This window comes from Leptospira sp. WS58.C1, assembly GCF_040833995.1.
GTDB lineage: Bacteria > Spirochaetota > Leptospiria > Leptospirales > Leptospiraceae > Leptospira_B > Leptospira_B cinconiae.
Window position 1 is genome coordinate 186,214 of the sequence record NZ_CP162137.1, and the last position, 25,392, is coordinate 211,605.

The following is a 25,392-nucleotide window of genomic DNA, read 5'->3' on the forward strand; positions in this document are numbered from 1 at the left end:
ACTATGCCCGAACTTCCGGATCTGGTAGTCATTCAAGAACGTCTTTTAAAAGAACTCCCGGGGGAGGTCATCCAAGAGATAGAGATTTTAGATCCTCTTGTAGTTCGCAATCTTTGCGGCGGGAAATCGGAAACGTCGTTTATAGGTTCTACTTTTGAAAGTTTGGAAAGGACTGGACCGTTTCTGAATTTTAAATTCGGTCCAAAAAATATCGTCATTCATCCGATGCTTGCAGGAAGATTTTCTTTAGATCCAAAATATAAGAAGAAGGACCTGGCGGTTCGGATCAAATTCCAGGATAAGATCCTGAATTATGCGGACGACGTGCATATGGGGAAGGTTTATTTTACGGAACCAGAATATTTTTCCCAAATCCCGAAGTTTACTGACCAAGGAGTGGATCTTCTTTCCGAAAACTTTACTCTGGAAGAATTTTTAAAAAGAATAGAGAAAAATCGCCAGCAAACCCGCGTTTTTCTCATGGACCAGACCAAACTTAGCGCAATAGGGAACGCTTACGCGGATGAAATACTTTTTGATTCCAAAATCCATCCCAAAACTCCATGCAATAAACTTTCGGAAGAAGAAAAGATCCAACTTTACCAGAGTATCAAATCCGTATTAAACGAATCTATAGATTACATTCGAAAAAAACAGGCACCTTTGGACTTTAAAGTTCGAGACCATGTGAAAGTTCGAAATCGAAAAAATGAAGCCTGTCCCCGCTGTGGAACCACGATTCGTAGGGCAAATGTTTTGGGTCACGATTCCTTCTTCTGTCCCAATTGCCAAAGAGTGCCTGGGGAACAGTTCATTGATTGGAATAAAACCCTCTGAACCGGAAATAAATCGCACTTGACAGTACAAGCAAATTTTTCAAACTGTCCATAGATTCTCGGTGATTATAGAGAGAGGGTCACACCCGTTCCCATCCCGAACACGGAAGTTAAGCCTCTCATCGCTGATGGTACTGCATGGTTCGCTGTGTGGGAGAGTAGGACGTTGCCGGGTTGTCATTATTTATTCCATTATATTTTATAGTGAAAATCCGCCAAAGAAACGGATTGACCCTTGGTTCTCCGGTAAAAATGGTAACCGGTAAGACTTACCCAGGGTCTTAAAATGCAATCTTAGAGATACAGGGAACCATATGAGAAGAACATACCAACCCAGCCGGATTAAACGTGCCCGTACCCACGGATTCCGCGCCAGAATGGCGACTGCCGGCGGAAGAAAAGTCCTTTCCCGCAGAAGAGCTAAAGGCCGTTACAAGTTGACCGTTTCTGACGAAAGAACTGGTAAAAAATTCTAACGAACCCATATAGAAGAGACACTTACATCCAAGAAGGACATCCGGGAACTTTTTGCTTCCGGAAAACGGGTAACCAATCCTCCTCTCACGGTGATTTATCGGGGAAACGGCCTGGAAAATAACAGGTTCTTATACTGCCCTGAACGTTCGGTCGGAAAAGCCGTTCGCAGAAACCGGATACGGAGAAGATTAAGAGCCGCCGTGGCCGAAACCGCAGGCTTTTTTCCAAAAGGATTCGATATCGCGATACTTGCGAAACCGGGCCTATTCGAAAAGGATCATACCGAACTTCTGGCTTGTTTGGGTTTACTCGCTCGTAGATTAAAATGAACCGACTCGCCATCTTTCTGATCCGATTCTACAAACGTTGGATCTCACCTATTCTTCCGCCTTCTTGCAGATTTCACCCTAGCTGCTCCGAATATGCAATGCAGGCCTTCCAAGAATACGATTTCTTGTCGGCAACTTATCTAAGTACAAAACGAATTTTAAAATGTAATCCCCTTTTCGCTGCAGGCGATGACCCTTTACCACCCAACCCTAGAAGGAATTAGGAATGGAAGATAGACAAAACAGACTTTTTCTCGCGTTAATTTTATCCATGGGAGTTTGGTTTTTAGTAACCTACTACTTCAACCCCGAATCGGGAAAACCGAAACAACAACAGAAGACCGAACAAACTCCCGTTTCGGAAAATAAAGAAAACGTAAAACAGGAAACCAAGGTTGAACCTAAACCCGCACCTGTAACGACTACAAATCCTAAGGACATCAAAACGTTTACCTTTAAAACGGAAGCGCATATCGTTGTTCTTTCCAGCTTGGGGGGAAGGATCGAAAAATTCTATATCCGAAATTACAAGGATGTCGAAGGAAACGAGATCAATATCACCAGAGCGGACTTCCAAGAGATCGAAGTGGACGGCGAAAAGATCAAGGCGATCGAACTTTCCAGAGGAAAAGGTTTCGATTTCAACTTCTCTCATAGAAAAGAAGATGTAGCTACTTCGGCATGGAATCATCTGAATTTTAAAGCAGAAGAGAATAAAGAAGATCAAAGTATAACTTTCACAGCTAACGAAAAGGGCGTTCTTCTTAAAAAAGTATTTAGATTTTTCCCTCACGAAAATTATTTCAAAACCGAGATCTCCATCACCAATTTGGGTAAAGAAAAACTCTATTTCGGAGATCGTGACAAGCCGGCTTACCTAAGGACCTTCGGAAGTTTAGGACCTCTTCCTTTAGAGAGAGAAGCTACCGCTCAAGAATTGTCGAAATTTTTCCGTGTTTATAGAATGGACGGAAGTGAGAAGGACTTTGCTGACGGTGGAGACGCTTGGGGATTCTGGGAAGGCATTCGAAACTTCTTCTTCGGACATCCGAACGGAAACGAATTTTATAAAGAAGTTTGGAGTAGCGGAGAAGGTGTGGACTATATCGGTTCCGGCAGCCGTTACTTCTTGGCCGCAGCGGACACTTTGAATCATCCTGCGGAAGGAATTCTTTTAGATAATAGAAAGAAAAACGAAACAGGAACTATCTTAGCTTATTCTAATATCACTGTAGATCCGGGAAAAGAAGAAACTCTTGAATTCGCAAACTATGTCGGGATCAGAGAATGGGACGGGATGTTATTCAGAGATCCCAAACTGGATCCGTTTAAAAATCCTAAGTCCACTTTTGCAGGCTTGAGCGCCGATCTGAACAAATCCTTTAACCAAGGTATTTTCACTCCGATCCGAAACGGTATCGTTTGGTTCCTACAACAATCTTATAAATACACGATACCAAGTTACGGTTTCGGTATTCTACTCTTTGCATTAGTATTCAAATTAGTCTTCTATCCTCTCAACCAGAAACAGGCAGAGGCAATGAAGAAGATGAGTGCACTTTCTCCGGAACTGAAAAAGTTAAACGAGAAGTATGCGAACGATCCGGCAAAAAAACAAGAGAAGATGTTGGAATTATACAAAAAACATAATATGAATCCGCTCTCTCAATTGGGTGGTTGTCTTCCTATGTTGATCCAGCTTCCTATCTTCTTCGCATTATACGTTGCGTTTGCTGATACGATCGATCTTTGGAAGTCACCTTTTCTTTGGATCTCGGACCTGAGCGAGCCTGATTTTATCTGGACTTCTCCTGCGATCCCTTTCATTTCTGCGAGCGGGCTTTCTATCAACTTATTAGTACTTTTGATGGTGGGAACTCAGTTCCTCTCGATGAAACTGACTTCCGTGCAGACTGACCCGAACCAAAAAATGATGATGTATTTAATGCCAGTGATGATGGTGTTCTTCCTCTGGAGCATGCCGTCGGGGCTGACTTTGTATTGGACTGTGACTAACATCCTTTCCATTGCTCAACAGTGGTTGACCAATATTCGTAAAAAAGACGAGACCCCTGTAAAAGTGTGAATTCATATATCGAGGATACGATATGGAAAACTATATTTTCGAAGCCGAAGGAAAAACAAAAGCCGAGGCCGAAGAGATCGCGTTAGAAACCTTAAGACTGGAGCCCGGAGACATTCGTTTCGAAACTGTCGAATCCGGTAAGTCCGGGTTTTTAGGTTTAACACAAAAAAAACCGGCAGTTGTTCGAGCCTTCGTTTCGAACTACGATATTCCGGCTGAAAAGATCATCCATGGAGTTGTACTTACACTTCTCCGCAAGATGGGAGTGGAAGCGGAAGTCGTCGGAATGGGAGACGTGGACGGAAAGATTTATATCGAACTTACCAGCCGCGAATCGGGACTGATTATCGGAAAGAGAGGAGCTACTTTAGACGCTCTTCAATTTTTGGTAAACTTGATGGTGGATTCTAAGATCCGTCACGGTCGTAAGATCGTTTTGGATACCGAATCTTACAGAGACAAAAGAGAACTGTCCTTGATCAGATTGAGCAAGTCGGTAGCTTCTTCAGTCGCAAAATCCGGTAAGTCCAAATTACTTGAGCCTATGAATCCTTTCGAAAGAAGGATCGTTCATATGGCTCTACAAGAGAACGAAAAAGTTTTCACTAGATCGGAAGGGAACGGTACTTATAAGAAAGTCCGAATCATTCCGATGAAAGACAGACACAAGTACAAAGACGTCGTCGAAAAAAGCCCTAACGGGGACTTACTCGAGGAAGTAAACGACTACTGATCGGTCGTGGCTGATACGATAGCAGCTATCTCCACAGCTTCCGGGGCCGGGGCCATAGGCATTCTTCGGTTATCCGGACCGGAAGCGCTTCCTATCGCCTACAGGCATTTATCCTTTTTTGAGGGAGCCTTTCCTCTTTCTTCTATCAAACCTCGTAATGCATATACCTGTCGTTTTGTAGACGGGGGAAAAAAATTAGACCAAGTAGTTTTTATCTATTTTGCCGGACCGAATTCTTTTACAGGTGAAGATCTATGCGAGATCCACGCTCACGGAAATCCAATCTTACTTAGAGAAGCTTTAGAATGTTTGTTTCGTTCCGGAGCAAGACCTGCGAAGCAGGGTGAGTTCACAAAAAGAGCATTCTTAAACGGTAAAATAGATCTGAACGAAGCTGAGGCGATCGGAAGAATTATAGGTGCTCGTTCCAGATTCGAATTGGAACTGGCCCAAAAAAATGCGTTTGGAGAAATTTCCAGGCTCGCGTCAAATTTAAGAAGTCAATTGATTTCATTAAAAGCGGAATGTGAAGCCGAGATCGATTTTTCAACGGAAGATCTTACTTTCGAGTCATTCGAAGAAAGAAAAAAAAGAATTCGTTCTATTTCTAATATTTGTTCCAACCTGCTGAAAAGATCCAGTGAGACGGAAACTCTTTTGGAAAGAAGTAGGGTGGTCTTGTATGGTGAACCGAATACGGGTAAGTCCAGTTTGATGAACCTGATTTTGGGAAGAGACCGTTCAATTATTTCTGAAATTCCGGGAACCACCCGAGATTATATCAGTGAGGACTTTTTACTTTCCGGAGTTCCAATCAGACTCATAGATACCGCGGGTGTTCGAGAGACAGGCGATACCATCGAAAAGATGGGGATCGAAAGAAGTGAGAAGGAATTCTCCCAAGCAGACGTAAGACTTTTTGTGATCGATGTTTCTCAAAAGAACGATTGGGACAAGTTTGCGGAAGAGAACAAATCTAAGTTAGAAGGCGCTATAGTCGCGGCAAATAAATCGGATATAAGAGATCAAAGCTGGGATCCTCAATCCATCTTAAAGAAAAATTATCCCGGAACCGTTTTAGTCGAAGTTTCGTGCAAATCGAAACAAGGATTGGATACTTTGGTTTCCGAAATTTCCACCAAACTACAAGGTCTAGAAAGTTCTGAAGATTATGTCCTTTTGGAAGAAAGGAACAGATTTCATTTTTCTTCTATCACTCGAAGCCTGGAAAACTGTCTGACATTAATGGAAGAAGGGGCCCCAGCTGAGATTTACATCAAAGAAATTGATTCCGCTTTGGAACAAATCGGAGAAGTAAACGGAAGAGTGGACACGGAAGAAATTTTAGGAAGAATTTTTAGTAAATTCTGCGTTGGGAAATAAGCTCTTTCAGAAATAGAATAGAACCTAGGCCCGATCGTCGAAAAATTGGTTTTATCGTTATGAGAGAAAAATCCCTCGAATATCACTCCCTTCATCCAAAGGGTAAAATACAAGTTGTTCCGACAAAGCCGACTAGAGATTCCTTCGACTTATCCTTAGCATACTCTCCCGGGGTTGCCTATCCTTGTCTGGAAATTAAAGAGAATCCGGATCTAGTGTATGAATACACGAACAAAGGGAATCTGGTAGGAATCATCACTAACGGAACCGCAATCCTGGGTCTGGGAGATATCGGAGCTTCCGCAGGAAAACCTGTGATGGAAGGTAAGGCGGTACTTTTCAAAAAATTCGCCGGGATTGACGTTTTTGATATAGAGATAGATGCAAAAGATCCGGATGATTTTATAAAAGCGGTCAAAATGCTTGAGCCAACTTTCGGGGGGATTAACCTGGAAGATATCAAAGCCCCTGAAAGTTTTTATATAGAAGAAGAACTCATCAAAAGAATGAATATCCCGGTTTTCCATGACGATCAACATGGTACGGCGATCATCACTGTTGCAGGATTATTGAACGCATTTGAGATCAATAAAAAACGTCCTAGCGACGTAAAGATGGTGGTCTGTGGGGCGGGAGCCGCAGGGATCGCGATCGCGGAACTTGTCCAACATATCGGTATCCGAAAAGAACATATCTTCTTAGTGGATACAAAAGGTGTGATCCATACCGAAAGAACGGATCTAAATTCTACCAAACAAAAATATGCCCAAAAGACAAACGATCGTACTCTGGCAGACGTTATGCAGGATGCGGATATTTTTGTGGGAGTTTCCGTAGCTGATATGGTTACGGAAGACATGGTAAAATCTATGGCTCCGAATCCGGTTATCTTTGCTTTAGCTAACCCGGATCCAGAGATTCCGTATGCGATTGCTAAAAAGGTCCGTCCTGATATTATTATGGGAACCGGAAGAAGTGATATGCCGAACCAGGTAAATAACGTATTAGGTTTCCCATTTATTTTCAGAGGAGCCTTGGACATAAGGGCCAAGCATATCACTTTGGAAATGAAATTGGCCGCGGCTCGCGCTTTGGCCGAACTTGCTCGGATGGATGTTCCTGATGCGGTCAGCCTTGCTTACGGTGGCGAAAAATTCGTATTCGGTCCTGATTATCTGATCCCTAAACCTTTTGATCAAAGAGTATTGTACCATGTGGCTCCGGCGGTTGCGGAGGCTGCGGTCCAAAGTGGGACGGCAAGAAGACCATATCCTGGAAGGGAAAATTACGTTTCCTTCTTAGAAGGTTTGATGAGGTTTTAAAACCGAATTCTAAAGAAGTTCCGAATTTAGTCTAATACTCTTGGAACCTGCTCAAGAAAGCATGTATTCGTTTCCGAAAATATTATATTAGCTCGGCTTAAAAAAAAGCCAAATCAAGATCGGAGCAAAAGGGAAGAATTTATGCCCGAAATGGAAAATAATTCCACACCCCCCGCTTCGGATCCGCTCTCGGAGGGATTAGGCGTAATTCCGGTAGATCGTATCGATCTCATTCCGGAAGAGGAACTTCGTAATCTTCTTCTCCAAACAACTCCCAAAGCGATGAGGGATTTGGATATGATTGAGAAAGGAGTGGAGAACTTCTTCTTATTCAATTATTCTCCTTTTGCTCTCGCAAAATTCGAACAGTTACAATTTTTAAAACCCGCGGACCTAAAATACTTCGAAGATAAGAACGGTTTTGTTTTATACCAATATCTATTCGTTTCGGAAGAAACAAAAGAATTGGGACTAGCGAATGTTGCTATACGTCCAGCTTCGAGAAGAGCGGATCAGATCCAAAAGATCAAGTCCGCTTGTTTAGCCCAGTCCGCAGCCGCGTTTTTACAATTCCTTCTCCGAAGGGACATCAATCTGGCGGATAGAAGATCTGCCGGCGAATTAAGGGATTGGGTGATTCGACAGTATCTGAATACGGACGAGAAAGGAAATCCTTTGGATTTCCAAGATTCCAAAAATCTTCCTTACTCTATGAGAAACGTTAAGACACTTTCCGTAGAATCTTTTCTACAAAGGAATTTTAAGATAAGAGAAGATATACTGACTTCTTTAATTTCTATCTTAAGTAAAAAACCGAATGAGATTATCTCCTTTTTGGGACAGATCAAAACGGACCCGGACGCGTTACTCGCGTTAGAAAAAAGAGGAAGCCGCCCTCCTTTATTAAGATTACATTTGGAGTTCCACGTCATCCAACCTTCTTTGGAAGAGCTTGTGGGTGAAATTTCTATAGATACTAAAAAACCGAACGCGAACGAAGAGACCGAGATAGAGATCATTTTCGAATTATTTATAGGTTTGTCTAGGAAGATCTTAATGTCTCTTCTTCCCGGAGAACAAGCAGGATGGATCCGTCCTTCCGGAACCGAGCAAGGCCCGGATTATCTGAGAGAATTATCCAAACACCCTGCATTCACTTCCGGAAAAACCTGGGAAGGTTCGGACATATTTTTGCAGGCATTCGAAGTACTACTAAATTCTATGGATTCTCTTTCCAGCTTGAGAAAGGAATCCTTAATCAATTTAGCTTTTAGTGATATAGTGATCCGTGTTAGAGAATCCAAAGAACCTTTTGTTGTCGATTTGGGCGCTTTGAAGATCAAGGATTCATCCATCCAAGCAGCTGGTCTTACGAAAACGGAAGTTTTGGATCAGGTCTTGGAAAGATTCAAAACGAGAAACGATATTCTTACTAGAGAAAGAGTAACAGGTGGCGGTCCCGGGATCGTAGCACTCGCTTTGGAAAATGTGATTTCTTCCTTTTTAAATAATAAGGAAAGAAGGACCTCTATTCACACTTTGATCCGTAAGAACGGGCAGCCGAAAGGAATTTACGCTTTTCTAAAGGATGTAACGGAAGGTGTGGATCCCGAGTTAGTGATAGACGAACAGATCCGCTTATCTAAGGCGATTGCAGATTGGGAAAAGGAAACCGAAAAGCAAAGACTGAAAGCGATCCAAGATTCAAAATCCATCTTGGTGAAACTTTTAGAATGGATACTTAGTTTGTTCGGTGTGAATCTTTCCCCTTCCGCTAAAAAGGACATTGAGCCGGCAGACGAATTTCAACCTTCCAAACAAAGTAAGAAGTCTCAAAGTAACTCTGGAAGTTCCGGGGAACCCGAAAAGGAAACCCCTAAAAAGAAAAAATCTTTGGGAGTACTTTTAGGTCCTAAAGAAAAATCCACTTTAATCCCGGCGAAGGTTCAGAAAGCGATCGATTACGTGGACCGAAAAAATAACGGGATTATTTGGTTGGACGAAGTTGTGAATGCTAGTTCTGCTCCGGAATTCGGAAAAGACAAAGTAGCCGACCTTATGTATTATGACCAGAAGCGGAGATATATCGAGATTCGCTCCATGAACTCAATCCGGCACGTGTTTATCCGGAAAGAGTTAGAATCCGATTCCGCTTGGTTGGATTCTACCTTGGAATATTTGGAGAATGTCACCGCCAAAAAACCGGAGTTTGCAGCCTTAGCGGATACTCTTCGCAGATTCCGAGACGAGTGATCAACTCCCGAGTTCTGATTAGGACATACGTTCCGAATCCGGAAAATCCAACCCGATCAATTCATTACTATTGAACGGAGGATTCATGAAAACTAGAATCGAAACCGACTCCATGGGAGAAATCCAGGTAGACGATTCCAAATATTGGGGCGCCCAAACCGAAAGGTCTCTTCATCACTTTCATATCGGGAACGATCGTTTCCCAAGGGAAATGATCCGTGCTCTTGGAGTTCTTAAAAAATCGGCGGCAATCGTAAACGCTCAGCTCGGGCTTTTAACCGAGGAGAAAAAAAATCTGATCGTCCAAGCTGCAGACGAAGTGATCTCCGGAAAACTGGACGAACATTTTCCTCTAAGCGTTTGGCAAACAGGTTCAGGAACCCAAACCAATATGAACTCCAACGAAGTGATCTCCAATCGTGCGATCGAGATCGCAGGAGGAGTAAAAGGTTCCAAAAAACCGATCCATCCGAATGACGATGTAAATAAGGCTCAATCTTCTAATGATACTTTTCCGACGGCTATGCATATCGCTGCAGCTGAACAATTAGTGAATAAACTTTTGCCAGCATTAGAACAATTGAAGAATACTCTTAAAAAAAAGTCGGACGAGTTCAAAGATATTATCAAAATCGGAAGGACCCACTTACAGGACGCGACTCCTTTAACTCTCGGTCAGGAATTCTCCGGTTATGTAAAACAATTAGAGTACAATATTGAAAGAGTGAAAGCAGTTCTTCCTTCCGTATACAGATTGGCGTTAGGCGGAACCGCAGTAGGAACAGGACTGAACACTCATCCTGAATTTGCGGTAAAAGCGGCGGCTCAAATCGCTAAAGAAACCGGACTACCTTTCACTTCTGCGGAGAACAAATTCGAGGCTTTGGCCGCTCATGATTCTCTAGTGGAAACTCACGGAGTTCTAAAAACCATCGCTGCTTCTTTTATGAAGATAGCGAACGACGTGAGATGGTTGTCTTCAGGTCCTCGATGTGGGATCGGTGAGATCTCTATTCCGGAGAATGAGCCGGGTTCTTCTATTATGCCTGGAAAAGTGAATCCTACTCAGTCCGAACAAATGACTATGGTGGCTTCTCAAGTGATCGCAAACGATGTAGCAGTGAATATCGGCGGTGCTTCCGGAAACTTCGAATTGAACGTTTTCAAACCTCTGATCATTCATAATGTTCTGAATTCTATCCGTCTATTAGCTGATTCCGCGGTTTCTTTCGAAGAACATTGTGCAAGAGGGATTGAGCCTAATAAGGAAAACATCAAAGAACATTTAAAGAACAGTTTGATGCTAGTGACTGCATTAAATCCGCATATCGGTTATGATAATGCGGCCAAGATCGCCAAGAATGCTCACAAGAAAGGAACTAGTTTAAAAGAATCCGGGATTGAACTTGGCTTATTGACTTCAGAACAATTTGATCAATGGGTCCTTCCGGAAAAAATGATCTCTCCAGGTGTGGATTGATAAAGTCTGAACGATTTCTAAAACCCTGAGGGTATAAAAAAGGCAGTGTGTAAACACTGCCTTTTTAATTCGGATCGAATACCTAGGTATTATTGTTGTGGAGCTGGAGCTGCCTGCACTTCAACAAACTTGAAGGTTACTCTGCGGTTTTTAGGATCTTTTGCATCCAGTCCGGAAACTGGAGAAGAAGAACCTGCACTCTTAGTAACGATACGGTTTGCAGGAATTCCTTGTTTAACTAAGGATTGTTTAACAGCTTTCGCACGAATTTCTCCGTAGAAAACGTTTCCTTTTTTATCACCTTCTGCTTCCTCAGGTCCTACTTGGTCGGTGTGACCGGTGATCTCTAAAGCCCAAGAATCAGGAAGTTTAGAGATTCCTTCTTTTAGAACGGAAATATTCACTTTTGCCCATTCGCTGAAATCTCCCGCGCTTACATCAGCTTTTTTGTAGCTGAATCCTGGACGAGTGATCCCGTCTGGATAGCGGAAGTCTTTAATTTGATTATTGAAAGCGTCTGCAGGAGAGTCTACGTTGACGTTACGAGAAGCTGCGGAATTTTGTTCTCCAGGCTCAGGAGCGGATTGCTCTTTATTGTCTGCGGAAGAGCAAAGAGCTAAGGAAAAAACCGTTGCACCGATGAGCAGGATATTGAAAATTTTTTTTACCATGTTGTATTCCTTCCTTAATTAGGGTAGGGGTTTATTTCGATGAATTTATCCAAAATATACCTATTCTCGCAAAATGGGAAATCTTTTTTAGACCTCTGTGCGAAAGGGATACGTTTTCCCCGCTTATATATTTCTTAGGAGAACTATTATGAATCTGGAACTTCATGCCGAAGTTAACGCTGACTCTGAGGGATCCAGACTTGATCGATTTTTAAAGGATTATCTGGGAGACGAGATTTCTAGAGCGTCCATCCAACATTGGATCGATTCCGGTTGGGTCAAAGATGGAGCCGGAAAAATTCTACTGAAATCATCCTATAAGGTGAGTCCGGGAGAAAACTTCCATATATCAGTTCCTCCTAAACCTCCCTTGAACTTAACTCCTGTAAAAATGGATATCGAGGTTTTAAAAGAAACTCCTCAGTATCTGATCATTCGAAAACCGCCGGGTATTGCGTCCCACAGTGGTCCAGGAGATAGATCCGCTACCTTGGTGAATGGACTTCTCTACAAATTTAAAGAGCTTTCAAGTATCGGCGGGAAATCAAGACCGGGAATTGTGCATCGATTGGACAAACCCACGGAAGGGATTATGATAGTAGCTAAGAACGATCAAGCACATGCAAAACTTTCCGAGTTGTTTAGAAGAAGAAACATTACTAAGAAATATCTTGCGTGGGTGCAAGGCACACTTCCGGAAGGAGAAGGCACAATAGACGCACCGATCGGAAGACATCCCGTAGAAAGATTGAAAATGACTGTGACTCCTAAAGGAAGAGCTTCAGTGACTCACTATAGGATTTTAAGAACTGCAGTTTCCAAAAACGGTAGAAAGTTCTCTCTTATCGAAGCTGACCTAGAAACAGGAAGGACTCATCAGATCAGAGTTCATTTTCAGAGTCTGAGATGTCCTGTGGTTGGGGATCTTCTTTATTCCAGAAACGCTGCACTTTTTGAGAATTACGGGCTTTTGCTATTATCCTATTGGTTAGAATTTAAGGATCCATTTACGGGAGAAGAAGTTCAGATCGTTCTCACCCCGCCTCCAAGATTCGAAAGTTTCGAAGCAAATTTGGAGAATTTCTAAACCGAAGACCTTGGTTATAAAAGGTCTTCGGATCTATAAGATAGATTATTGGAAAGTAACGGAAATTTTTCCGTCAGCAACATAGCCTGCCTTTCTTAATTCTTGAAGATATGCGACTTCGTTTTTTAGATCAATGGTTATATCCAATTTTCCGGTTCCTTTTTCGGTTGCAGCTTGGAATCTAAACTCGTATTCTCCCGGATCTAATTTTGCTTTCAATCCACTATAATCGAAGTCTTCATTGAAATATAGAATGACCTCTTTGCGTGCTACGGATAATTCCGGTCTAAAAACTCCTGCTTGTTTGGCGTTGGACCAGGAAGAATATTTTCCTTCAGGATTCGAAGTCTGTTTGGCATACATGACTATCCTGAACTTTTTACCATTTGCTTCTTGGGGACCTACTGGGTCTACCAAACAAAGTAAAGCCCACATTTCTCCCGAGAAATTCCATTTCGAGACTTCTCCAGGGAGGGCAGAGTCTCTTGAAATTTCTTTATCAAAAAAATAAATGTTACCTTTTTTCTTTCCTTCACAAAGATCCTTTGCCCAAGTTCCGGATGCCGCAAATAGAAGGACTAAAAAGGCCGCTATTCGAAAGAGTTTCATTCAAAGCTCCTGATTTAATTTACTAAGTCTAAGGTTGGGACGAAATTTTAGATTAAATATCATCTTTTGTAATGTAAAATTAAGGATTTTTTTTCGCTGGATGATCCTAAGTTATTCATCAAATAATTACACTTACTGATGCTTATGGAAGAAGATAGAATAGAAAAGATTAAACAAGGTTTTTGGCCTAAAGTGAAGAAGGTTGCGGGGAAGGTTCCTTTTCTTGCAGACGCGATCGCTTTATATTATGCGATGTTGGACCCTTCTACACCGCTAAAAGCAAAACTTACGATTGCAGGGGCGCTAGCTTATTTTCTTACACCTTTTGATGCCATCCCGGATATATTATTCGGCGCAGGTTACATAGATGACGCAGGTGTCGTCGCCGCGGTCTTAGCTGCCGCTTCCATGTATGTAAAGGAAGAACATAAGAAGAAGGCTAAAGATTTTTTGGATTCCAATCCTGAGGGTACTCCGGAGAATTGAAAAACTTCTCAAATGAGCTACCAAAACGAAATCAAGATTAGATACCAACATTTCCTCAACTTTGTCCCTACTATTTCAGAGTTCCTGAAAAAGACTCATGAAAGAGAAGATCTGCAAATCTCCTTTAAGGGAAGTATAGAATCGGACCTAGTCACGATCGCAGACAAAGGTTCCGAAGAGTTGATCGTCTCGGAGATAAGGAAGGCCTTTCCGAACGATCATATCTTAGGCGAAGAAGGAAGTAATTACGAAGGCTCTTCGCAGTTCAAATGGATTATAGATCCTTTGGACGGGACCGTGAATTATTCTCACCGTATTCCTCTCTATTGCTGTTGTATCGGGTTAGAAGATATAGAGAAAAAATCAGCAGTGATGGGAATCGTTCCTATGCCCGCATTAGGATATATCTATCATGCAATGCTGGGAGAGGGCGCATTCAAAGATAAAACACCCATCAAAGTTACTCAAACCAAAGAGATCAAAAAAGCGCTTCTTTGCACAGGCTTTCCTTATGATAGAGAAGAGAGGATAGAACAGCTTATGTTCAATCTGAAAAAATTCATCTTAAGATCTCGGGGTGTAAGAAGGACGGGATCCGCAGGTTTAGATATCTGTTGGGTAGCAGAAGGTAAGTTTGACGCATTCTGGGAAGAAGATCTAAAACCATGGGATATGACTGCTGCGGCCGCTATTCTCCAGGAAGCAGGCGGAAAGTTGAGTACGTACGCAAATAACACATTCCATCCGTACGTGACCAGTTTAATTGCGTCTAACGGAGTATTGCATGAAAAAATGGTAGAGATCTTGCAGGAGTATTTAGATATATGAGTTGGGTTTTATTGGTACTAGCAGGACTTTTCGAGGTCGGATTCACTACTTGTATGAAATTATCCGACGGTTTTAAGGATTGGAGATACGGTCTCGGATTTTTTGTGTTTGCCGTTTTAAGTTTTTACTTTTTGAATAAGGCTACTCAAAATATTTCTCTCGGGACAGCTTATGCCGTCTGGACAGGGATAGGCGCTGCCGGAACCGCGATTATCGGAATTCTTTCTTTTGGAGATTCTATCAATACATGGCGGGTCTTCTTCCTTTCCACTTTGATTTTGTCCGTAATCGGATTAAAGTTTTTAGGTGGGGAATAAACTTATTCAGAGTATCTTCTTCTGATACATCTCTCTACAATATGGGCGATCTTTTTTTCGACTATATCAGGATTGAAGTTCGCCTGAACGTATCTTTTTCCATTTAGTCCCATTTCTTCTCTTTCTCCGCCATGGTTTACGAGATAATCCGCTACCGCACAAAAGCTATCTAGATCCGAATAATATAAACCGCCGTTACTTCTTAAACAATGTCCTCTCAGAACATCCGATCTTCCGTTAACTAAAACCGCTTTTTTGCGGATCCAAGCTTCCATGATAATAATCGAAAAACTTTCCATTGGGGATGGATTGACGAGTATATCGGAAGACCGAATGAGTTCGTCCTTCGCTTCTTCACTTACGAAACCTAAAGGAGATACATGAGAAAACTTTGATATTCTTTGGAGAAGTTTGGAATCCCCCCTTCCTGCCAGAAGCAGTTTGTCGTTCCTGCCGCTTCTTTGTTGCCATTCGGAGAAGTATTGGGCCATCTCCAGCACACCTTTTCCTTCGTCTATCCTTCCCACGTATAAAAACTGAAAGGAGTCCTGGGGATTTTTTTTCTCGGAATTTTTCTTCTCCGATTCTTCGGGAATCGCCAAATGCATTCCGATCACATTCCCAAGACTTGGTTCGTATCCGTACAATTTACGAAAGAGAGCTTTCTCTTCAGGAGTATTAAAACAATATGCTGAGTCGTCTTTGAATAGATTTGAATATACGGATAATTTTGCCGGAGGTTCATCATGCAATGTCGGAATTACAACGGACTTTTTTGCGACTAAGGGAAGCCCGTAAACCATAGGATAATACAGATAAGATACGAACACGAATACGTCGTAATCTCTTTCGTTGGTCTCAATGTATTGGATCAGGTCGGGACAGTATGGACCTTGCATGTCTACCCAGATCCTTTCTTTTTCTTCTTGAGATCCGACACTTTTTCCTGATTCGACATTTCGAAAGAGTTTGTTCGAAAACTTATTAAACTTAGAAATATTTCTTTCTTTATCGACGGAAAATCGAAGGACTCGAATCCGATTTCCGGGTTCCGGTTCCAACCATTCTCTGCTTACTTTCTTTTCTATATCCTTTCCAAGAAGTACGGGCTCCAGATCTTTTACCGGTATTTGGTTTTTCCAAGTGATATAATCGAGAGAACGGCTCGCAAGAACGGTTACTTCGTAAAACTTGGATAATATTAAAGTATATTGATAGATTAGTTTTTCGGAACCACCTGAAATATGATCCGAAAAAATAGGAGTTACGACGGCTAATCTTCTACGAGAGTCTAGCAAGGATAGGCCTCAATACTGTTTCCGTGTTGATCTGGGAGAATGAAGATAAACGTCTTTGTTGGGTTTCTAAGATCAGATCTTTCCAGTTTCGATCCGTTACCATTTTATGAGCAAGCTCCACGATCACATCCATTCTTTTTTCTTTGAATAAGATCCCGGCGCCGGAAAGAGTTTCTCCTACTGCGCCGCCGTCGAATGCTAGGATCGGAAGATTATGCACCATCGCTTCCAATAACGGAACACAAAATCCTTCGTGCTCGCTCATGGATAGGAAAAGATCGCAGTTCAGGTACATGGATTTTAATTCTTCATCGGATAAAAAATCGGTGATAATCACGTTCTTTCTCAATTTATAAAAATCAAGCATACGTTCCAATTCTTCTCTATATAGATACAATTCTTTGGAGCTGAATCCTACCATAAAAAGTTGGAACTCAGGACCGTAAGCTTTCAGGTAGTGAAATGCGAATCGGATCAGATCGTCTTGTTTTTTATTCGGAGCGATTCTTCCTACAAATAAGAAGCGGGGAATATTGGGTCGATTCTTCGGGAAATTTTCCTTATAAGTTTGTTTTCCTTGAGGAAGTTGGTAAGTAATCGGAAGCACGTCCACATCTTCAAAACCCAGATTTAAAAGTTCCGATTTATTGTATTCCGAGACCGCGAACACTTTATCAAATTTATCCCGTAAAGATTCTAATTCTTCTCTTCCTTTGCGGAGAAGATAAGTGAGTTTCAGATCGTACTTTTCAAAAAAATGGCCCGGTGTTACATTATGATATATTAATATTTTTGAATTCTTAGGTTTGAGTACTGTTTCCAAAACGTCCGAATGGATAGAATGGTGGTATACCAGTATGTCTTTGCTATTCGAAGAATATGCCTTATACTTTTTTACAAAAGTATCCGTTCCGGGGCCTGTATTCTCTGCAAAAATTTCCGAAAAATATCCTATTCTTTTAAAAACGGATTTTAAGGAGTTCATCTCGTTTGAGATTGCATCCCCTAAATTAAAACCGGCTGCAAATTGATGAACTCCTCTTCTTCTGAAGATCATGAGGCAGCCGCTTCTTTAAAAGTGAATATCTGTTTCAAAACTCTTCCGTAAGGCATGGAATCGTAATCCATACAAACTTCTCTCCTTTTAGAAGAAGCATGAGGACCATCCACTGGATGAGTGGAAGATTGGGATTCTAATATGAAATGGATCCACTCAGCTAATTTTTCCAAACTTTTCAGATCTTTTTTTCTGAAAAGATATCCTGCATCTTTTAAAGTTTCGGGAACAGCAGTGCAAGCGTATGCAAATACGGGAATATCATAACTCAATGCCTCTACGAGAGGGATGCCAAAACCTTCGTGTTCACTCATGCTGATATAGGCGTCCATCTCTTCCCAAAATCTGGGTAGCTCGGAGTCTTGGACCCCCATTCTAAATTGAATGTTTCCACCGATGCCAAGTTCTCTGGCCATCTGCTTTAAATTCGTAAAATAATTTTCAAAAATACTAGGAACATTTCCGATCAGTAGGATCCTGTATTTAGGTTCTATTTTTTTTAGAAAATAAGAGAGAAACAGAATGTCTTCTATCTTTTTACTCGGGACTAATCTTCCCACATAGCCAAGAGTATGACCGTTCTTGCGATTTCGTTTTTCGCCCTTCCATCCATACTTTCTGACGATCGGTATAACGCTGGAATTTACTATATTTAGATCTTCCAAATTGGACGCGCTGTATCTGGAACTGGGAAGAAAACGTTCAGTAAATCTTTTAAGTTTATGTAATTCTAATATGGATTTCTTATAATCCAATTCGAAACTTCTGAATATATCCGTCGAAACAAAAGGTTTAAAGAATTTAGGAGGAGTGATATTCTGATAACGGACGAATTTCCTGCCTGGAAAGGATAGAAAAAAATCGATTGGATAACCGGAACCACCGTATTCCAGAATGTGCATGGAATTAGAGGATAGATCACTCTCGTTATGGAGTTCTTCCGTTTGTAAGGTTCGGATCGAACCGTCGCTAAGATCATTTTGGCAGACAATTTCCGTCTTGATCCCAGAAGAATTTAAAACTTCTCTTAAACCTTTTATATCGTTCCCGATCCCGTCCTTATCTCTGAATTCGGAAATATGGAGATAAGCGTTCATTTTCTGAAACTAAACACAGAGAAACCGTCTCCGGCCTTGGTATCCACTATATTCTTAAAACCTAATTTTTGTAAGAACTCTCTGAAAGCGGACTCGCTGATCTGAGTCAAAAGGATAGGCTGAAAAGGAGAGACCATTCTATTTGAATAATTGGAATATCTAAAGATGAACTCCGTTCCGCTCGAAGTTTTAGATGCTAAAGATTTAAAAAGTTTTTCCAATACCCAATTCGGCAAAAGACATAGATTCGAATTGGAAATAATTTTAGAAGGAAGCGGAGACTCGGGAAGAACTTCCTCAAAAGAAAGAAGGGAAATTGAATTGGTAATATGTTCTTTGATATAAGAATATTGGGACTTATTCCAAGTGACCGCTTTGAACTCGATCTGCGCTTTTAAAAGTTGTTTGAGGAATTTTCCCCATTCAGGATTGATTGTAAGTACCAAATCTCCAGGGTTCAGTCTGGAAAGAATCAGAGTTTCACTCTCTTCTAATGTTTCTTCTTCGTATAAAAACTCATTTGACCATACGAATTCAGGGCTGATCTCTTTTTTGAGAGCATAATTTAATTCTACAAACTCATTGTAAAACTTTTCGAATTTGCGTTTTAACTTTTCATGATCTCCTCTTAAGAGGATCAATTCATTCAAAACACTGTAGAATGCGCGAGTTCTATTCTCGGAAAGTTTTTTATCCAGGAAAGCGTAGAGCTCGATCAGTTTTATAAATAGCCAGCGGATCGGTCCGCGAATGTATTTGAATTTTGGATTCGTAAACTTAGGAGGGGAGATCCCTTTTTCGAATAAGTGGGCAGTTTCCGCGGCGTCGAACTCCCTGTATCCTTCAGGGGATTGAGGAGAAAACTTCCAACGAGAAAGACGTTCCAATTCTTCCTTGGAAACCGGTCTCCTGGCAAGCCGAGATTCTATCTCTTCCATGAGCTCGCGGACATTGACCGAGCTGTCCTTGATTTCTATAATATCTGAGGATCTTTCTTCCATGGGCGCCCGGACTTTTATTCGATTGTTTTTTTCTTATTCGACAAAACAATCGTATTTTTACTTCGATTTGTCGTAGTCCGTCCCAAAACGCCGGTTATCTACAAATACTTAGTTTCGGGCTTCAGCAGCTTGGAAGGCTCTTAAATATCAAACATGAAATACTTGGTCACAGGAGCGGAAGGTTTTGTAGGATCTTATCTGATTCGAGAACTTATACAAAAATCCGGGTCCGAACTTCTGGGCCTGGGAATGAATCCTAAAAACACAGAGTTTTCCTTTCCCTATAAAGTTTGCGATATTCGGGATATCCAATCACTCCAACAAGTATTCGAATCGTATTCGCCCGATGTATTGTTCCATTTAGCCGGACAAACATTCGTTCCAAGATCCATCGAAAATCCCGAGGAAACATTGCTCATCAACGTGGCCGGCTCATTGAATATTTTAGAGTGTTTTAAACGTTCCGGCAAAAAAGTAAAACTAGTATATGTATCTTCTTCCGAAGTATACGGGAATTTAAAGGAAGAACAACTTCCCGTTTCGGAAAACCTTCTTCCAAGTCCTGTGAATCCGTATGCTTCTTCCAAACTTGCCGCAGAAACGTATTGCCTTCAATATTCCCGTTCTTATCCAAATATAGAAACCGTGATTGCAAGACCTTTCAATCATATCGGTATCGGGCAAAATCCGAATTTTGTAGTACCGAATTTTTGTAAGCAGGTGCTGGATAATATTTCTAAAAACGTTTCTTCCGAAATTTTAGTGGGAGATCTGACTCCGACTCGTGACTTCTTACATGTAACGGACGTGGTCAAAGCTTATATTCTTTTAGCAAACAAAGGGTTGAGCGGAGAAGTTTATAATATATGTTCCGGTACCGAGACTTCCATTTCTCAGGTCTTGGAATGGATTTTGGAGTTTGCGGAATCAAAACTAGTTTCCAAACAAGATCCAGCAAGATTGAGGCCTGCCGAAATGAAAAGGTCTTTGGGTAATAATTCCAAACTTAAGTCTTTAGGATGGTCTCCCGAAATTTCGGTAAAAGACGCTGTCCGCGAAATTTTCGAACATATTCGAAAAACAGAATATTCTTCTTAGATTACCGAACCTTTCCAGGTCTTGACTCCGCTACCTTCTATCGGAAACGGTTTACCCAAATATTTAGGCGCTGTATTGGTTAGATTCATATCGATCCAAGCTAAGGTTCTTGCGAAAAATTCCCTAAACCTGTTGGTCGGCCCGCTGATATAGATCCTTCTGTCCGACTCGTAGGATTGTAGATCTAATCCTATCTTTTTAGAAATGAATACCGCTCTAGGTTGATGAAATCTTTGGCTAACAAAGATCGCATCCTTGACTTGGAAAATTTCTTTCGCTCTTACTAAAGTATCCAAAGTTCTAAAACCTGCGTGATCTACGAACACGTCTTTTTCATCCACTCCTCTTTCTAAAACGTACAACAGCATCGGCTTCACTTCGTTGTAATAACTGGTTCCGTTATCACCTGAGAGAAGAATTTTTCGGACCTTCCCTTGTTTATAAAGTTCGATCGCACAATCTAGACGGTCCTGCAAAACGGGTGACGGTATCCCCTTGTAAACGGAAGCGCCCGGTACGATTGCCACTGTCGCAGGCTTGAGAGAACGGTAATTTCCTGCATGGATACTTCTGTTTTCGTACTCCCACTCGATGGAAAGATCTATGGAAGCTGGAATTCCAATGCAGAAAGCGATGGCAAGTAAGAGTCCCAGTCTAATTCTTCCCTTGGAAAAGATTCTGGGGATTTTCTGGTTTTTTAGTCCAAAGTCCATAGCAGTTTAAGGGGAGAATACGCCAAAGAACCGGTTCCGGAAAAGGAATTTTCCCGGAAATTCGGGTTTTATCAGAAATTATGTTCTCTTTAAAGGACCGGATTTCTTTTTTTCGCGGATCAAAAATTTCAGTCGATATTTGGAAACATGGCGGCTACCTTGGGGTCTTAGGATAACACTAGGTTATGAACCGAGTAAGACTCATGAATCTCCTGAATTCATTCGTCAGAGTTGCTCTGGCCGGTGTTATTATAACACCGGCGTATCTTTTCTCGGAAGATTCCAAGACCGGTTTCCATACCGTCCGACCGATTCGCACTATCTCCTTTTACCGTAATGAAAGAGCTGCAGGTGTAGTTTTTGGTGACCTAGATTCCTTAAAAAATCGTTATATTCTTACAGACGCCCAACTCGAACGTATCGCTGAGCTGAACCGGAGATTTAAAAGCGAGCATGAAAAATGGCTTCGCAGGCTTTCTCCAAAACAAGTCGAACTCGAACTGGTACTCATGGATGAAAGTCCGGACCTCGTTAAAGTTCGAATTCTTGTGAACGCGATTGCAAGGTATACATCCGAGATCCGGATGAATCAAATCGCGCATCGGCTCGCGATCGAAAGGGTTTTGACCTCAGAGCAAAAAAAGAGGGGAAAGGAAAAGGGAATTGTTACCCTACCCGAGGAGCATAGGGAAGCTCCAGGGTTCCCCTTGAATCTGTTTGTTCCCGAGAGAATAATTTTGCCTGTGCCAGGCATCCTGAGATAAGGAAACTAAAATGGACCAAAGAGAATTTGCCGGACTAATAGACAGTACGAAACATATCGTACTCTCCGCCATTAAGAAGAATTTATACGAAGAGTTTTACGATACCATTGATGATGTTGTTCAAGAGACGTATATTCGGGCTTATAAAAGTTTAGCAGCCAATAAATTCAGGGGGGAATCTTCCCATAGCACTTGGCTGTATACGATTGCAAGGAACGAATCCTTGAGAATGAACCAAAAGCGTATGCGCCAAGCAAACCTGGCCATGAAGCTTAAGGAAAAAGCGACTCAAGACTCCATTTTGAATCCAAGGGAAGAATATAACGACTCCGGAATGGACATCGAGCTTCAGGATCTGATCTCCAATCTTCCTTGGAAATACAAGTCTGTGCTTGCATTAGTTTCCGAAGGATATAAAGAGCAACAGATCGCGGAGAAATTGGGAATTCCGGAAGGAACAGTGAAATCCCGATCTTTCCGGGGCAAACAGATGCTAAAGAAATTATTTTTTCAAGAGACCTAGAGAAGATCGGAAATGGAAGATAGAAACAGAGAAAAGTTAGACCAAGAGATTTTCCGTCGTTTAGAAAGTTACGAATGGAGCGATGATATTTCTGCAAAGATCATGAGAAGGCGAAAGATCGCTAGCTTTAAGCGATTTTTCATCTTCTCCTTTAGTGGACTTATTATCGTTGGTCTCGGTTTATCTTCTTTTTATTTTCAACCGGAGGGAGAATCCGAATCCGGAGATTGGCAGGTCCTGATAGAAGAACAAATCGAAGGAACCTTCGAAGAAGCGGAGACCAGTATGCAGACGCCGGGTCTAAATCAGGAGGATACTACCAGTTCTTCTTCGACCTTACCTTCTTCTTCCTTAATGGATATGGATGCGTTGATCGAAACTTCCTTCGAACGTAGATAGGTTTTTATACATAAATAGAAACTCGGCTTGCTAATATAGCGGTTGTTACATAGAATTGCGGCAAGGATTGGTTGGGTGAAACTAATCCAAACGTCCATCTCGGACTAGGAGTATACTCTTGTTTTCCTTGCATGAACCGACTTCGAGTCGCACCAATAAAAAACCGAATCTTCCTCCTGGAGTTTTCGGCATCCGGGCCCTTCCTTACGTTTCCAAATTGGCAAAAGATCCGATCGGATTTTTCCAATTGATGCAGTCCAAATTCGGCAAATCCTCCAGATTCGGTTTGAGGCAGGTTACCTTTCATTTAATTACTCAGCCGGAAGATATCAAAAGAGTCCTTCAAGAAAACAATCAGAATTACCATAAGGGAGTTTTTTATAAGGAACTCGGAAGGATTTTAGGCAAAGGTTTGCTGAACAGCGAAGGAGAATTCTGGAAAAAGCAGAGAAAACTTATACAACCTTCTTTTCATAAACAAAGAATATCCGAGTTCGTTGAGATTATGGCCCAGGAAACCAAAAAGACTTCCGAGAATTGGAAGAATGTTTCCAGCTTGGACGTATCCAAGGAGATGATGCGACTAACGTTTGCGATCGTAGGCAGGACCTTGTTCAGGACCGAGGTGGAAAGTTATGCTGCAAGGATCGAAAATTCTTTAAAGATCGCGCTCGAGCTGGTTACTAAAAGGATCACTCGAATTTTTCCATTTCCATTCAGTTGGCCGACTCCAGAAAATCTGAAACTCAAACGTGCTTTGAAAGATATGCATTCCGTAGTGGATGAACTAATCGCGGAACGTAAAAAAAATCCTTCTAACGATTTGATCTCTATGCTCTTGGAAGTCAGGGATGAAGAAACCGGAGAGAGAATGAGCGAGGCTCAGGTTCGGGACGAGGCAATTACACTTCTTCTTGCCGGACATGAGACCACTGCAAATGCATTGTCTTGGGGATTTTATCTTTTATCCAAACACCCTGACATCTGTGAAAAAGTAAGAGAAGAAGCGAATCGAATTTTAGGCGATAAGATCCCTAGTTTGGAAGATGTTCAAAAATTGACATACACTCGCAAAGTATTGGATGAGGTTTTGAGAATGTACCCTCCTGCTTGGGTAATCGAAAGAACTGCAATGGGTCCGGACCAAATAGGCGGTTATGATGTAGAGACCGGTACCAATATCTCCATCTGCATTTTTAACATTCATCGAAACCCTGATTTTTGGGAAAATCCTGACAAGTTTGATCCGGATCGTTTTGACGAGGAAAGATCTGCGGATCGACCTAAGTATGCTTATCTTCCATTTGGAGGGGGACCGAGAATCTGTATCGGTAATATCTTCGCACTAACGGAAGCTACATTGATCCTTTCTATGTTGGTCAAAAACTATAAATTCCAAACGGTTGCGGATCATCCCGTAGTTATGGAACCTTTAGTCACATTAAGACCGAAGTACGGAATTCTATTAAACATAGTTTCCACTTGACTTAGGTCTTTCCCGGCCGGAATCCTTCTACCAGAGGGATTTCGACCATGGAAAAGATGATAAAAAAACGCATCGACCAGGTAAAAGAAAAAGGTCACCAAAGGTTGACGGTTCTTTTGATCCCCCATGGATTCGATAAGTCGTTTCATTTCCAAATTTCCATCTTCACTATCTTCTTCTTAGTCGGATTATTATTCGCGATCGTCGGTATCGCAGTTTTAGGAATCGTTCGTTATAATAATACCAGAATACAGATTAATGCACTTGCTTCCGTTTACGGAAAATATTTCGACGAGTATATCGAATACAGCGAAAAGTTGGGAGATATCCGGGATGATTTTGCAAGTCTGAACGAAAATTTACAGGAAGTCCATTCTTTGATCGATGGAGAATCCGAAGAGCTACTTAAACTTCCGGATGAGGCAGACTCGGAAGACCTTGCTGCTACTGAATTAAAGGTAGAGGAAGCGGTGGATAAGGATCTAATGCTCGGAAGATCTTACCTTTCGGAAATTTACGGATACCGTGCAGTAAGAGTTTCCATGGAAAAAAACAAAGCTCTTGTGGATTCCGTATTTAACTTTTTAGATTCCAGATACGGTATTATGAATTCTCTTCCATTCGGCGAACCATTATTATCTTATAATTTAACTTCCTATTATGGAATGAGAAGGTCTCCTACTTTCGGATATATGGAATTCCACGATGGAGTGGACTTGGCAAACGTTCCCGGCACAGATATTACGGCTACCGGAGATGGAAAAGTTTATAGAGCCATCTATTCCAATCGAGGATATGGAAATCATATTGTGATCGCTCATGCTAACGGATATTACAGTTTATACGGTCATTGCACTTCTTTAAAAGTAAGAGAAGGTGAATACGTTCGCAAGGGACAAAGGATTGCGACTGTGGGTGCCACCGGGAACGTAACAGGTCCTCACCTTCATTACGAAGTTTGGATAGGGGAATCGAACCGTACCGATCCTATGGATTATATGAAAGTAGGTTTCGGCCAATATTAATTTTATATAATCGATTATGCCTAAAAAAGCCCCG

General features: G+C 41.6%; 27 protein-coding genes and 1 rRNA gene. 21 read left to right on the forward strand and 7 right to left on the reverse strand.

Going from position 1 to position 25,392, the window contains the following annotated elements:
• Positions 1–3: 3 nt before the first annotated feature.
• The 11 genes from AB3N61_RS00895 to fumC all read left to right on the forward strand — a co-directional run bounded on the left by AB3N61_RS00895 (position 4) and on the right by fumC (position 10,899).
• Positions 4–837 carry an Fpg/Nei family DNA glycosylase gene (locus AB3N61_RS00895; protein ID WP_367898256.1) on the forward strand — a complete coding sequence of 278 codons (834 nt, stop codon included), beginning with the start codon at positions 4–6 and terminating at the stop codon, positions 835–837.
• A gap of 57 nt (positions 838–894) precedes the next feature.
• Positions 895–1,011, forward strand: a 5S ribosomal RNA gene (gene rrf / locus AB3N61_RS00900).
• A 139-nt stretch (positions 1,012–1,150) separates the two neighbouring features.
• Positions 1,151–1,312 carry a 50S ribosomal protein L34 gene (rpmH, locus tag AB3N61_RS00905; protein WP_020769764.1) on the forward strand — a complete coding sequence of 54 codons (162 nt, stop codon included), beginning with the start codon at positions 1,151–1,153 and terminating at the stop codon, positions 1,310–1,312.
• Positions 1,313–1,351: 39 nt separating this feature from the next.
• The gene (rnpA, locus tag AB3N61_RS00910) at positions 1,352–1,642 is read left to right on the forward strand and encodes a ribonuclease P protein component (RefSeq protein WP_232421002.1); all 291 of its coding nucleotides are present in this window, start codon (positions 1,352–1,354) and stop codon (positions 1,640–1,642) included.
• Positions 1,639–1,866, forward strand: a complete 228-nt coding sequence (gene yidD / locus AB3N61_RS00915; protein WP_020769645.1) for a membrane protein insertion efficiency factor YidD — start codon at positions 1,639–1,641, stop codon at positions 1,864–1,866. Before rnpA ends, yidD begins: the two co-directional genes overlap by 4 nt.
• A gap of 2 nt (positions 1,867–1,868) precedes the next feature.
• Positions 1,869–3,728: a membrane protein insertase YidC gene (gene yidC, locus AB3N61_RS00920; protein ID WP_367898257.1), complete on the forward strand. Its 1,860-nt coding sequence runs from the start codon at positions 1,869–1,871 to the stop codon at positions 3,726–3,728.
• Between the two features lie 22 nt (positions 3,729–3,750).
• Positions 3,751–4,461, forward strand: coding sequence for an RNA-binding cell elongation regulator Jag/EloR (gene jag / locus AB3N61_RS00925; RefSeq protein WP_020769621.1), 711 nt, complete (start codon positions 3,751–3,753; stop codon positions 4,459–4,461).
• A gap of 6 nt (positions 4,462–4,467) precedes the next feature.
• Positions 4,468–5,844: a tRNA uridine-5-carboxymethylaminomethyl(34) synthesis GTPase MnmE gene (gene mnmE / locus AB3N61_RS00930; protein ID WP_020769530.1), complete on the forward strand. Its 1,377-nt coding sequence runs from the start codon at positions 4,468–4,470 to the stop codon at positions 5,842–5,844.
• 59 nt (positions 5,845–5,903) lie between these two features.
• Positions 5,904–7,166, forward strand: coding sequence for a malic enzyme-like NAD(P)-binding protein (locus AB3N61_RS00935; protein WP_020769629.1), 1,263 nt, complete (start codon positions 5,904–5,906; stop codon positions 7,164–7,166).
• A gap of 141 nt (positions 7,167–7,307) precedes the next feature.
• Positions 7,308–9,419: a hypothetical protein gene (locus AB3N61_RS00940; RefSeq protein ID WP_020769725.1), complete on the forward strand. Its 2,112-nt coding sequence runs from the start codon at positions 7,308–7,310 to the stop codon at positions 9,417–9,419.
• 85 nt (positions 9,420–9,504) lie between these two features.
• Positions 9,505–10,899: a class II fumarate hydratase gene (gene fumC, locus AB3N61_RS00945; protein ID WP_020769780.1), complete on the forward strand. Its 1,395-nt coding sequence runs from the start codon at positions 9,505–9,507 to the stop codon at positions 10,897–10,899.
• Between the two features lie 89 nt (positions 10,900–10,988).
• Here the strand turns inward: fumC and loa22 are convergent, their stop codons facing one another.
• Positions 10,989–11,570 (reverse strand): OmpA family outer membrane lipoprotein Loa22, encoded by a 582-nt coding sequence (gene loa22, locus AB3N61_RS00950; protein ID WP_020769511.1) that lies wholly within the window; start codon positions 11,568–11,570, stop codon positions 10,989–10,991.
• Between the two features lie 148 nt (positions 11,571–11,718).
• Between loa22 and AB3N61_RS00955 the strand changes: the two genes are divergently transcribed.
• Positions 11,719–12,657: an RluA family pseudouridine synthase gene (locus AB3N61_RS00955; protein ID WP_367898258.1), complete on the forward strand. Its 939-nt coding sequence runs from the start codon at positions 11,719–11,721 to the stop codon at positions 12,655–12,657.
• A gap of 45 nt (positions 12,658–12,702) precedes the next feature.
• Here the strand turns inward: AB3N61_RS00955 and AB3N61_RS00960 are convergent, their stop codons facing one another.
• Positions 12,703–13,266: a hypothetical protein gene (locus AB3N61_RS00960; RefSeq protein ID WP_020769831.1), complete on the reverse strand. Its 564-nt coding sequence runs from the start codon at positions 13,264–13,266 to the stop codon at positions 12,703–12,705.
• Positions 13,267–13,410: 144 nt separating this feature from the next.
• Here AB3N61_RS00960 and AB3N61_RS00965 point away from each other — a divergent pair, with 144 nt between their 5' ends.
• Genes AB3N61_RS00965 through AB3N61_RS00975 form a run of 3 tightly spaced genes read left to right on the forward strand, consistent with a single transcriptional unit; the run spans position 13,411 to position 14,897 of the window.
• Complete coding sequence (locus AB3N61_RS00965; RefSeq protein ID WP_036089619.1) at positions 13,411–13,752, forward strand: YkvA family protein; 342 nt, start codon at positions 13,411–13,413, stop codon at positions 13,750–13,752.
• A gap of 12 nt (positions 13,753–13,764) precedes the next feature.
• Positions 13,765–14,580 (forward strand): inositol monophosphatase family protein, encoded by an 816-nt coding sequence (locus AB3N61_RS00970; RefSeq protein WP_020769487.1) that lies wholly within the window; start codon positions 13,765–13,767, stop codon positions 14,578–14,580.
• Positions 14,577–14,897, forward strand: coding sequence for a DMT family transporter (locus tag AB3N61_RS00975; protein WP_020769612.1), 321 nt, complete (start codon positions 14,577–14,579; stop codon positions 14,895–14,897). The genes AB3N61_RS00970 and AB3N61_RS00975 overlap by 4 nt, the downstream gene beginning before the upstream one ends.
• 2 nt (positions 14,898–14,899) lie before the next feature.
• On the opposite strand, the gene AB3N61_RS00980 is transcribed toward AB3N61_RS00975, so the two are convergent.
• Genes AB3N61_RS00980 through AB3N61_RS00995 form a run of 4 tightly spaced genes read right to left on the reverse strand, consistent with a single transcriptional unit; the run spans position 14,900 to position 19,350 of the window.
• A complete protein-coding gene (locus AB3N61_RS00980; protein WP_020769473.1) occupies positions 14,900–16,195 on the reverse strand; it encodes a glycosyltransferase family 4 protein in 1,296 nt (431 codons plus the stop codon).
• Positions 16,179–17,252 (reverse strand): glycosyltransferase family 4 protein, encoded by a 1,074-nt coding sequence (locus tag AB3N61_RS00985; RefSeq protein ID WP_367898259.1) that lies wholly within the window; start codon positions 17,250–17,252, stop codon positions 16,179–16,181. Before AB3N61_RS00985 ends, AB3N61_RS00980 begins: the two co-directional genes overlap by 17 nt.
• Entirely contained in the window at positions 17,249–18,349 is a 1,101-nt protein-coding gene (locus AB3N61_RS00990) for a glycosyltransferase (RefSeq protein WP_367898260.1), read from the reverse strand. Before AB3N61_RS00990 ends, AB3N61_RS00985 begins: the two co-directional genes overlap by 4 nt.
• Positions 18,346–19,350 (reverse strand): LIC_10202 family protein, encoded by a 1,005-nt coding sequence (locus AB3N61_RS00995; RefSeq protein ID WP_020769564.1) that lies wholly within the window; start codon positions 19,348–19,350, stop codon positions 18,346–18,348. The genes AB3N61_RS00990 and AB3N61_RS00995 overlap by 4 nt, the downstream gene beginning before the upstream one ends.
• A gap of 153 nt (positions 19,351–19,503) precedes the next feature.
• Here AB3N61_RS00995 and AB3N61_RS01000 point away from each other — a divergent pair, with 153 nt between their 5' ends.
• A complete protein-coding gene (locus AB3N61_RS01000) occupies positions 19,504–20,448 on the forward strand; it encodes a GDP-mannose 4,6-dehydratase (RefSeq protein ID WP_020769866.1) in 945 nt (314 codons plus the stop codon).
• Here the strand turns inward: AB3N61_RS01000 and AB3N61_RS01005 are convergent.
• Positions 20,445–21,161: a vancomycin high temperature exclusion protein gene (locus AB3N61_RS01005; RefSeq protein WP_367898261.1), complete on the reverse strand. Its 717-nt coding sequence runs from the start codon at positions 21,159–21,161 to the stop codon at positions 20,445–20,447. The genes AB3N61_RS01000 and AB3N61_RS01005 overlap by 4 nt on opposite strands.
• 185 nt (positions 21,162–21,346) lie before the next feature.
• Between AB3N61_RS01005 and AB3N61_RS01010 the strand changes: the two genes are divergently transcribed.
• From AB3N61_RS01010 to AB3N61_RS01030, 5 genes are all read left to right on the forward strand, one after another.
• Positions 21,347–21,925, forward strand: a complete 579-nt coding sequence (locus AB3N61_RS01010) for a Spy/CpxP family protein refolding chaperone (protein WP_020769496.1) — start codon at positions 21,347–21,349, stop codon at positions 21,923–21,925.
• A gap of 10 nt (positions 21,926–21,935) precedes the next feature.
• Positions 21,936–22,448 (forward strand): RNA polymerase sigma factor, encoded by a 513-nt coding sequence (locus AB3N61_RS01015; protein ID WP_008590268.1) that lies wholly within the window; start codon positions 21,936–21,938, stop codon positions 22,446–22,448.
• Between the two features lie 12 nt (positions 22,449–22,460).
• Positions 22,461–22,847, forward strand: coding sequence for a hypothetical protein (locus tag AB3N61_RS01020; protein ID WP_020769556.1), 387 nt, complete (start codon positions 22,461–22,463; stop codon positions 22,845–22,847).
• Positions 22,848–22,965: 118 nt separating this feature from the next.
• Entirely contained in the window at positions 22,966–24,333 is a 1,368-nt protein-coding gene (locus tag AB3N61_RS01025; RefSeq protein WP_367898262.1) for a cytochrome P450, read from the forward strand.
• A gap of 47 nt (positions 24,334–24,380) precedes the next feature.
• Entirely contained in the window at positions 24,381–25,358 is a 978-nt protein-coding gene (locus AB3N61_RS01030) for a M23 family metallopeptidase (RefSeq protein ID WP_020769499.1), read from the forward strand.
• Positions 25,359–25,392 lie beyond the last annotated feature (34 nt).

Coding starts and splice junctions, on each gene's coding strand:
- AB3N61_RS00940 (WP_020769725.1), top strand. CDS start 7,308: ATGCCCGAAATGGAAAATAATTCCACACCCCCCGCTTCGGATCCGCTC.
- yidD (WP_020769645.1), top strand. CDS start 1,639: ATGAACCGACTCGCCATCTTTCTGATCCGATTCTACAAACGTTGGATC.
- AB3N61_RS01010 (WP_020769496.1), top strand. CDS start 21,347: ATGAACCGAGTAAGACTCATGAATCTCCTGAATTCATTCGTCAGAGTT.
- AB3N61_RS00975 (WP_020769612.1), top strand. CDS start 14,577: ATGAGTTGGGTTTTATTGGTACTAGCAGGACTTTTCGAGGTCGGATTC.
- AB3N61_RS00990 (WP_367898260.1), bottom strand. CDS start 18,349: ATGAACGCTTATCTCCATATTTCCGAATTCAGAGATAAGGACGGGATC.
- AB3N61_RS01015 (WP_008590268.1), top strand. CDS start 21,936: ATGGACCAAAGAGAATTTGCCGGACTAATAGACAGTACGAAACATATC.
- AB3N61_RS00970 (WP_020769487.1), top strand. CDS start 13,765: ATGAGCTACCAAAACGAAATCAAGATTAGATACCAACATTTCCTCAAC.
- AB3N61_RS00965 (WP_036089619.1), top strand. CDS start 13,411: ATGGAAGAAGATAGAATAGAAAAGATTAAACAAGGTTTTTGGCCTAAA.
- AB3N61_RS00995 (WP_020769564.1), bottom strand. CDS start 19,350: ATGGAAGAAAGATCCTCAGATATTATAGAAATCAAGGACAGCTCGGTC.
- AB3N61_RS00985 (WP_367898259.1), bottom strand. CDS start 17,252: ATGATCTTCAGAAGAAGAGGAGTTCATCAATTTGCAGCCGGTTTTAAT.
- AB3N61_RS00960 (WP_020769831.1), bottom strand. CDS start 13,266: ATGAAACTCTTTCGAATAGCGGCCTTTTTAGTCCTTCTATTTGCGGCA.
- rpmH (WP_020769764.1), top strand. CDS start 1,151: ATGAGAAGAACATACCAACCCAGCCGGATTAAACGTGCCCGTACCCAC.
- loa22 (WP_020769511.1), bottom strand. CDS start 11,570: ATGGTAAAAAAAATTTTCAATATCCTGCTCATCGGTGCAACGGTTTTT.
- yidC (WP_367898257.1), top strand. CDS start 1,869: ATGGAAGATAGACAAAACAGACTTTTTCTCGCGTTAATTTTATCCATG.
- fumC (WP_020769780.1), top strand. CDS start 9,505: ATGAAAACTAGAATCGAAACCGACTCCATGGGAGAAATCCAGGTAGAC.
- AB3N61_RS01000 (WP_020769866.1), top strand. CDS start 19,504: ATGAAATACTTGGTCACAGGAGCGGAAGGTTTTGTAGGATCTTATCTG.
- AB3N61_RS00935 (WP_020769629.1), top strand. CDS start 5,904: ATGAGAGAAAAATCCCTCGAATATCACTCCCTTCATCCAAAGGGTAAA.
- AB3N61_RS01030 (WP_020769499.1), top strand. CDS start 24,381: ATGGAAAAGATGATAAAAAAACGCATCGACCAGGTAAAAGAAAAAGGT.
- jag (WP_020769621.1), top strand. CDS start 3,751: ATGGAAAACTATATTTTCGAAGCCGAAGGAAAAACAAAAGCCGAGGCC.
- AB3N61_RS00955 (WP_367898258.1), top strand. CDS start 11,719: ATGAATCTGGAACTTCATGCCGAAGTTAACGCTGACTCTGAGGGATCC.
- AB3N61_RS01005 (WP_367898261.1), bottom strand. CDS start 21,161: ATGGACTTTGGACTAAAAAACCAGAAAATCCCCAGAATCTTTTCCAAG.
- AB3N61_RS01020 (WP_020769556.1), top strand. CDS start 22,461: ATGGAAGATAGAAACAGAGAAAAGTTAGACCAAGAGATTTTCCGTCGT.
- AB3N61_RS00895 (WP_367898256.1), top strand. CDS start 4: ATGCCCGAACTTCCGGATCTGGTAGTCATTCAAGAACGTCTTTTAAAA.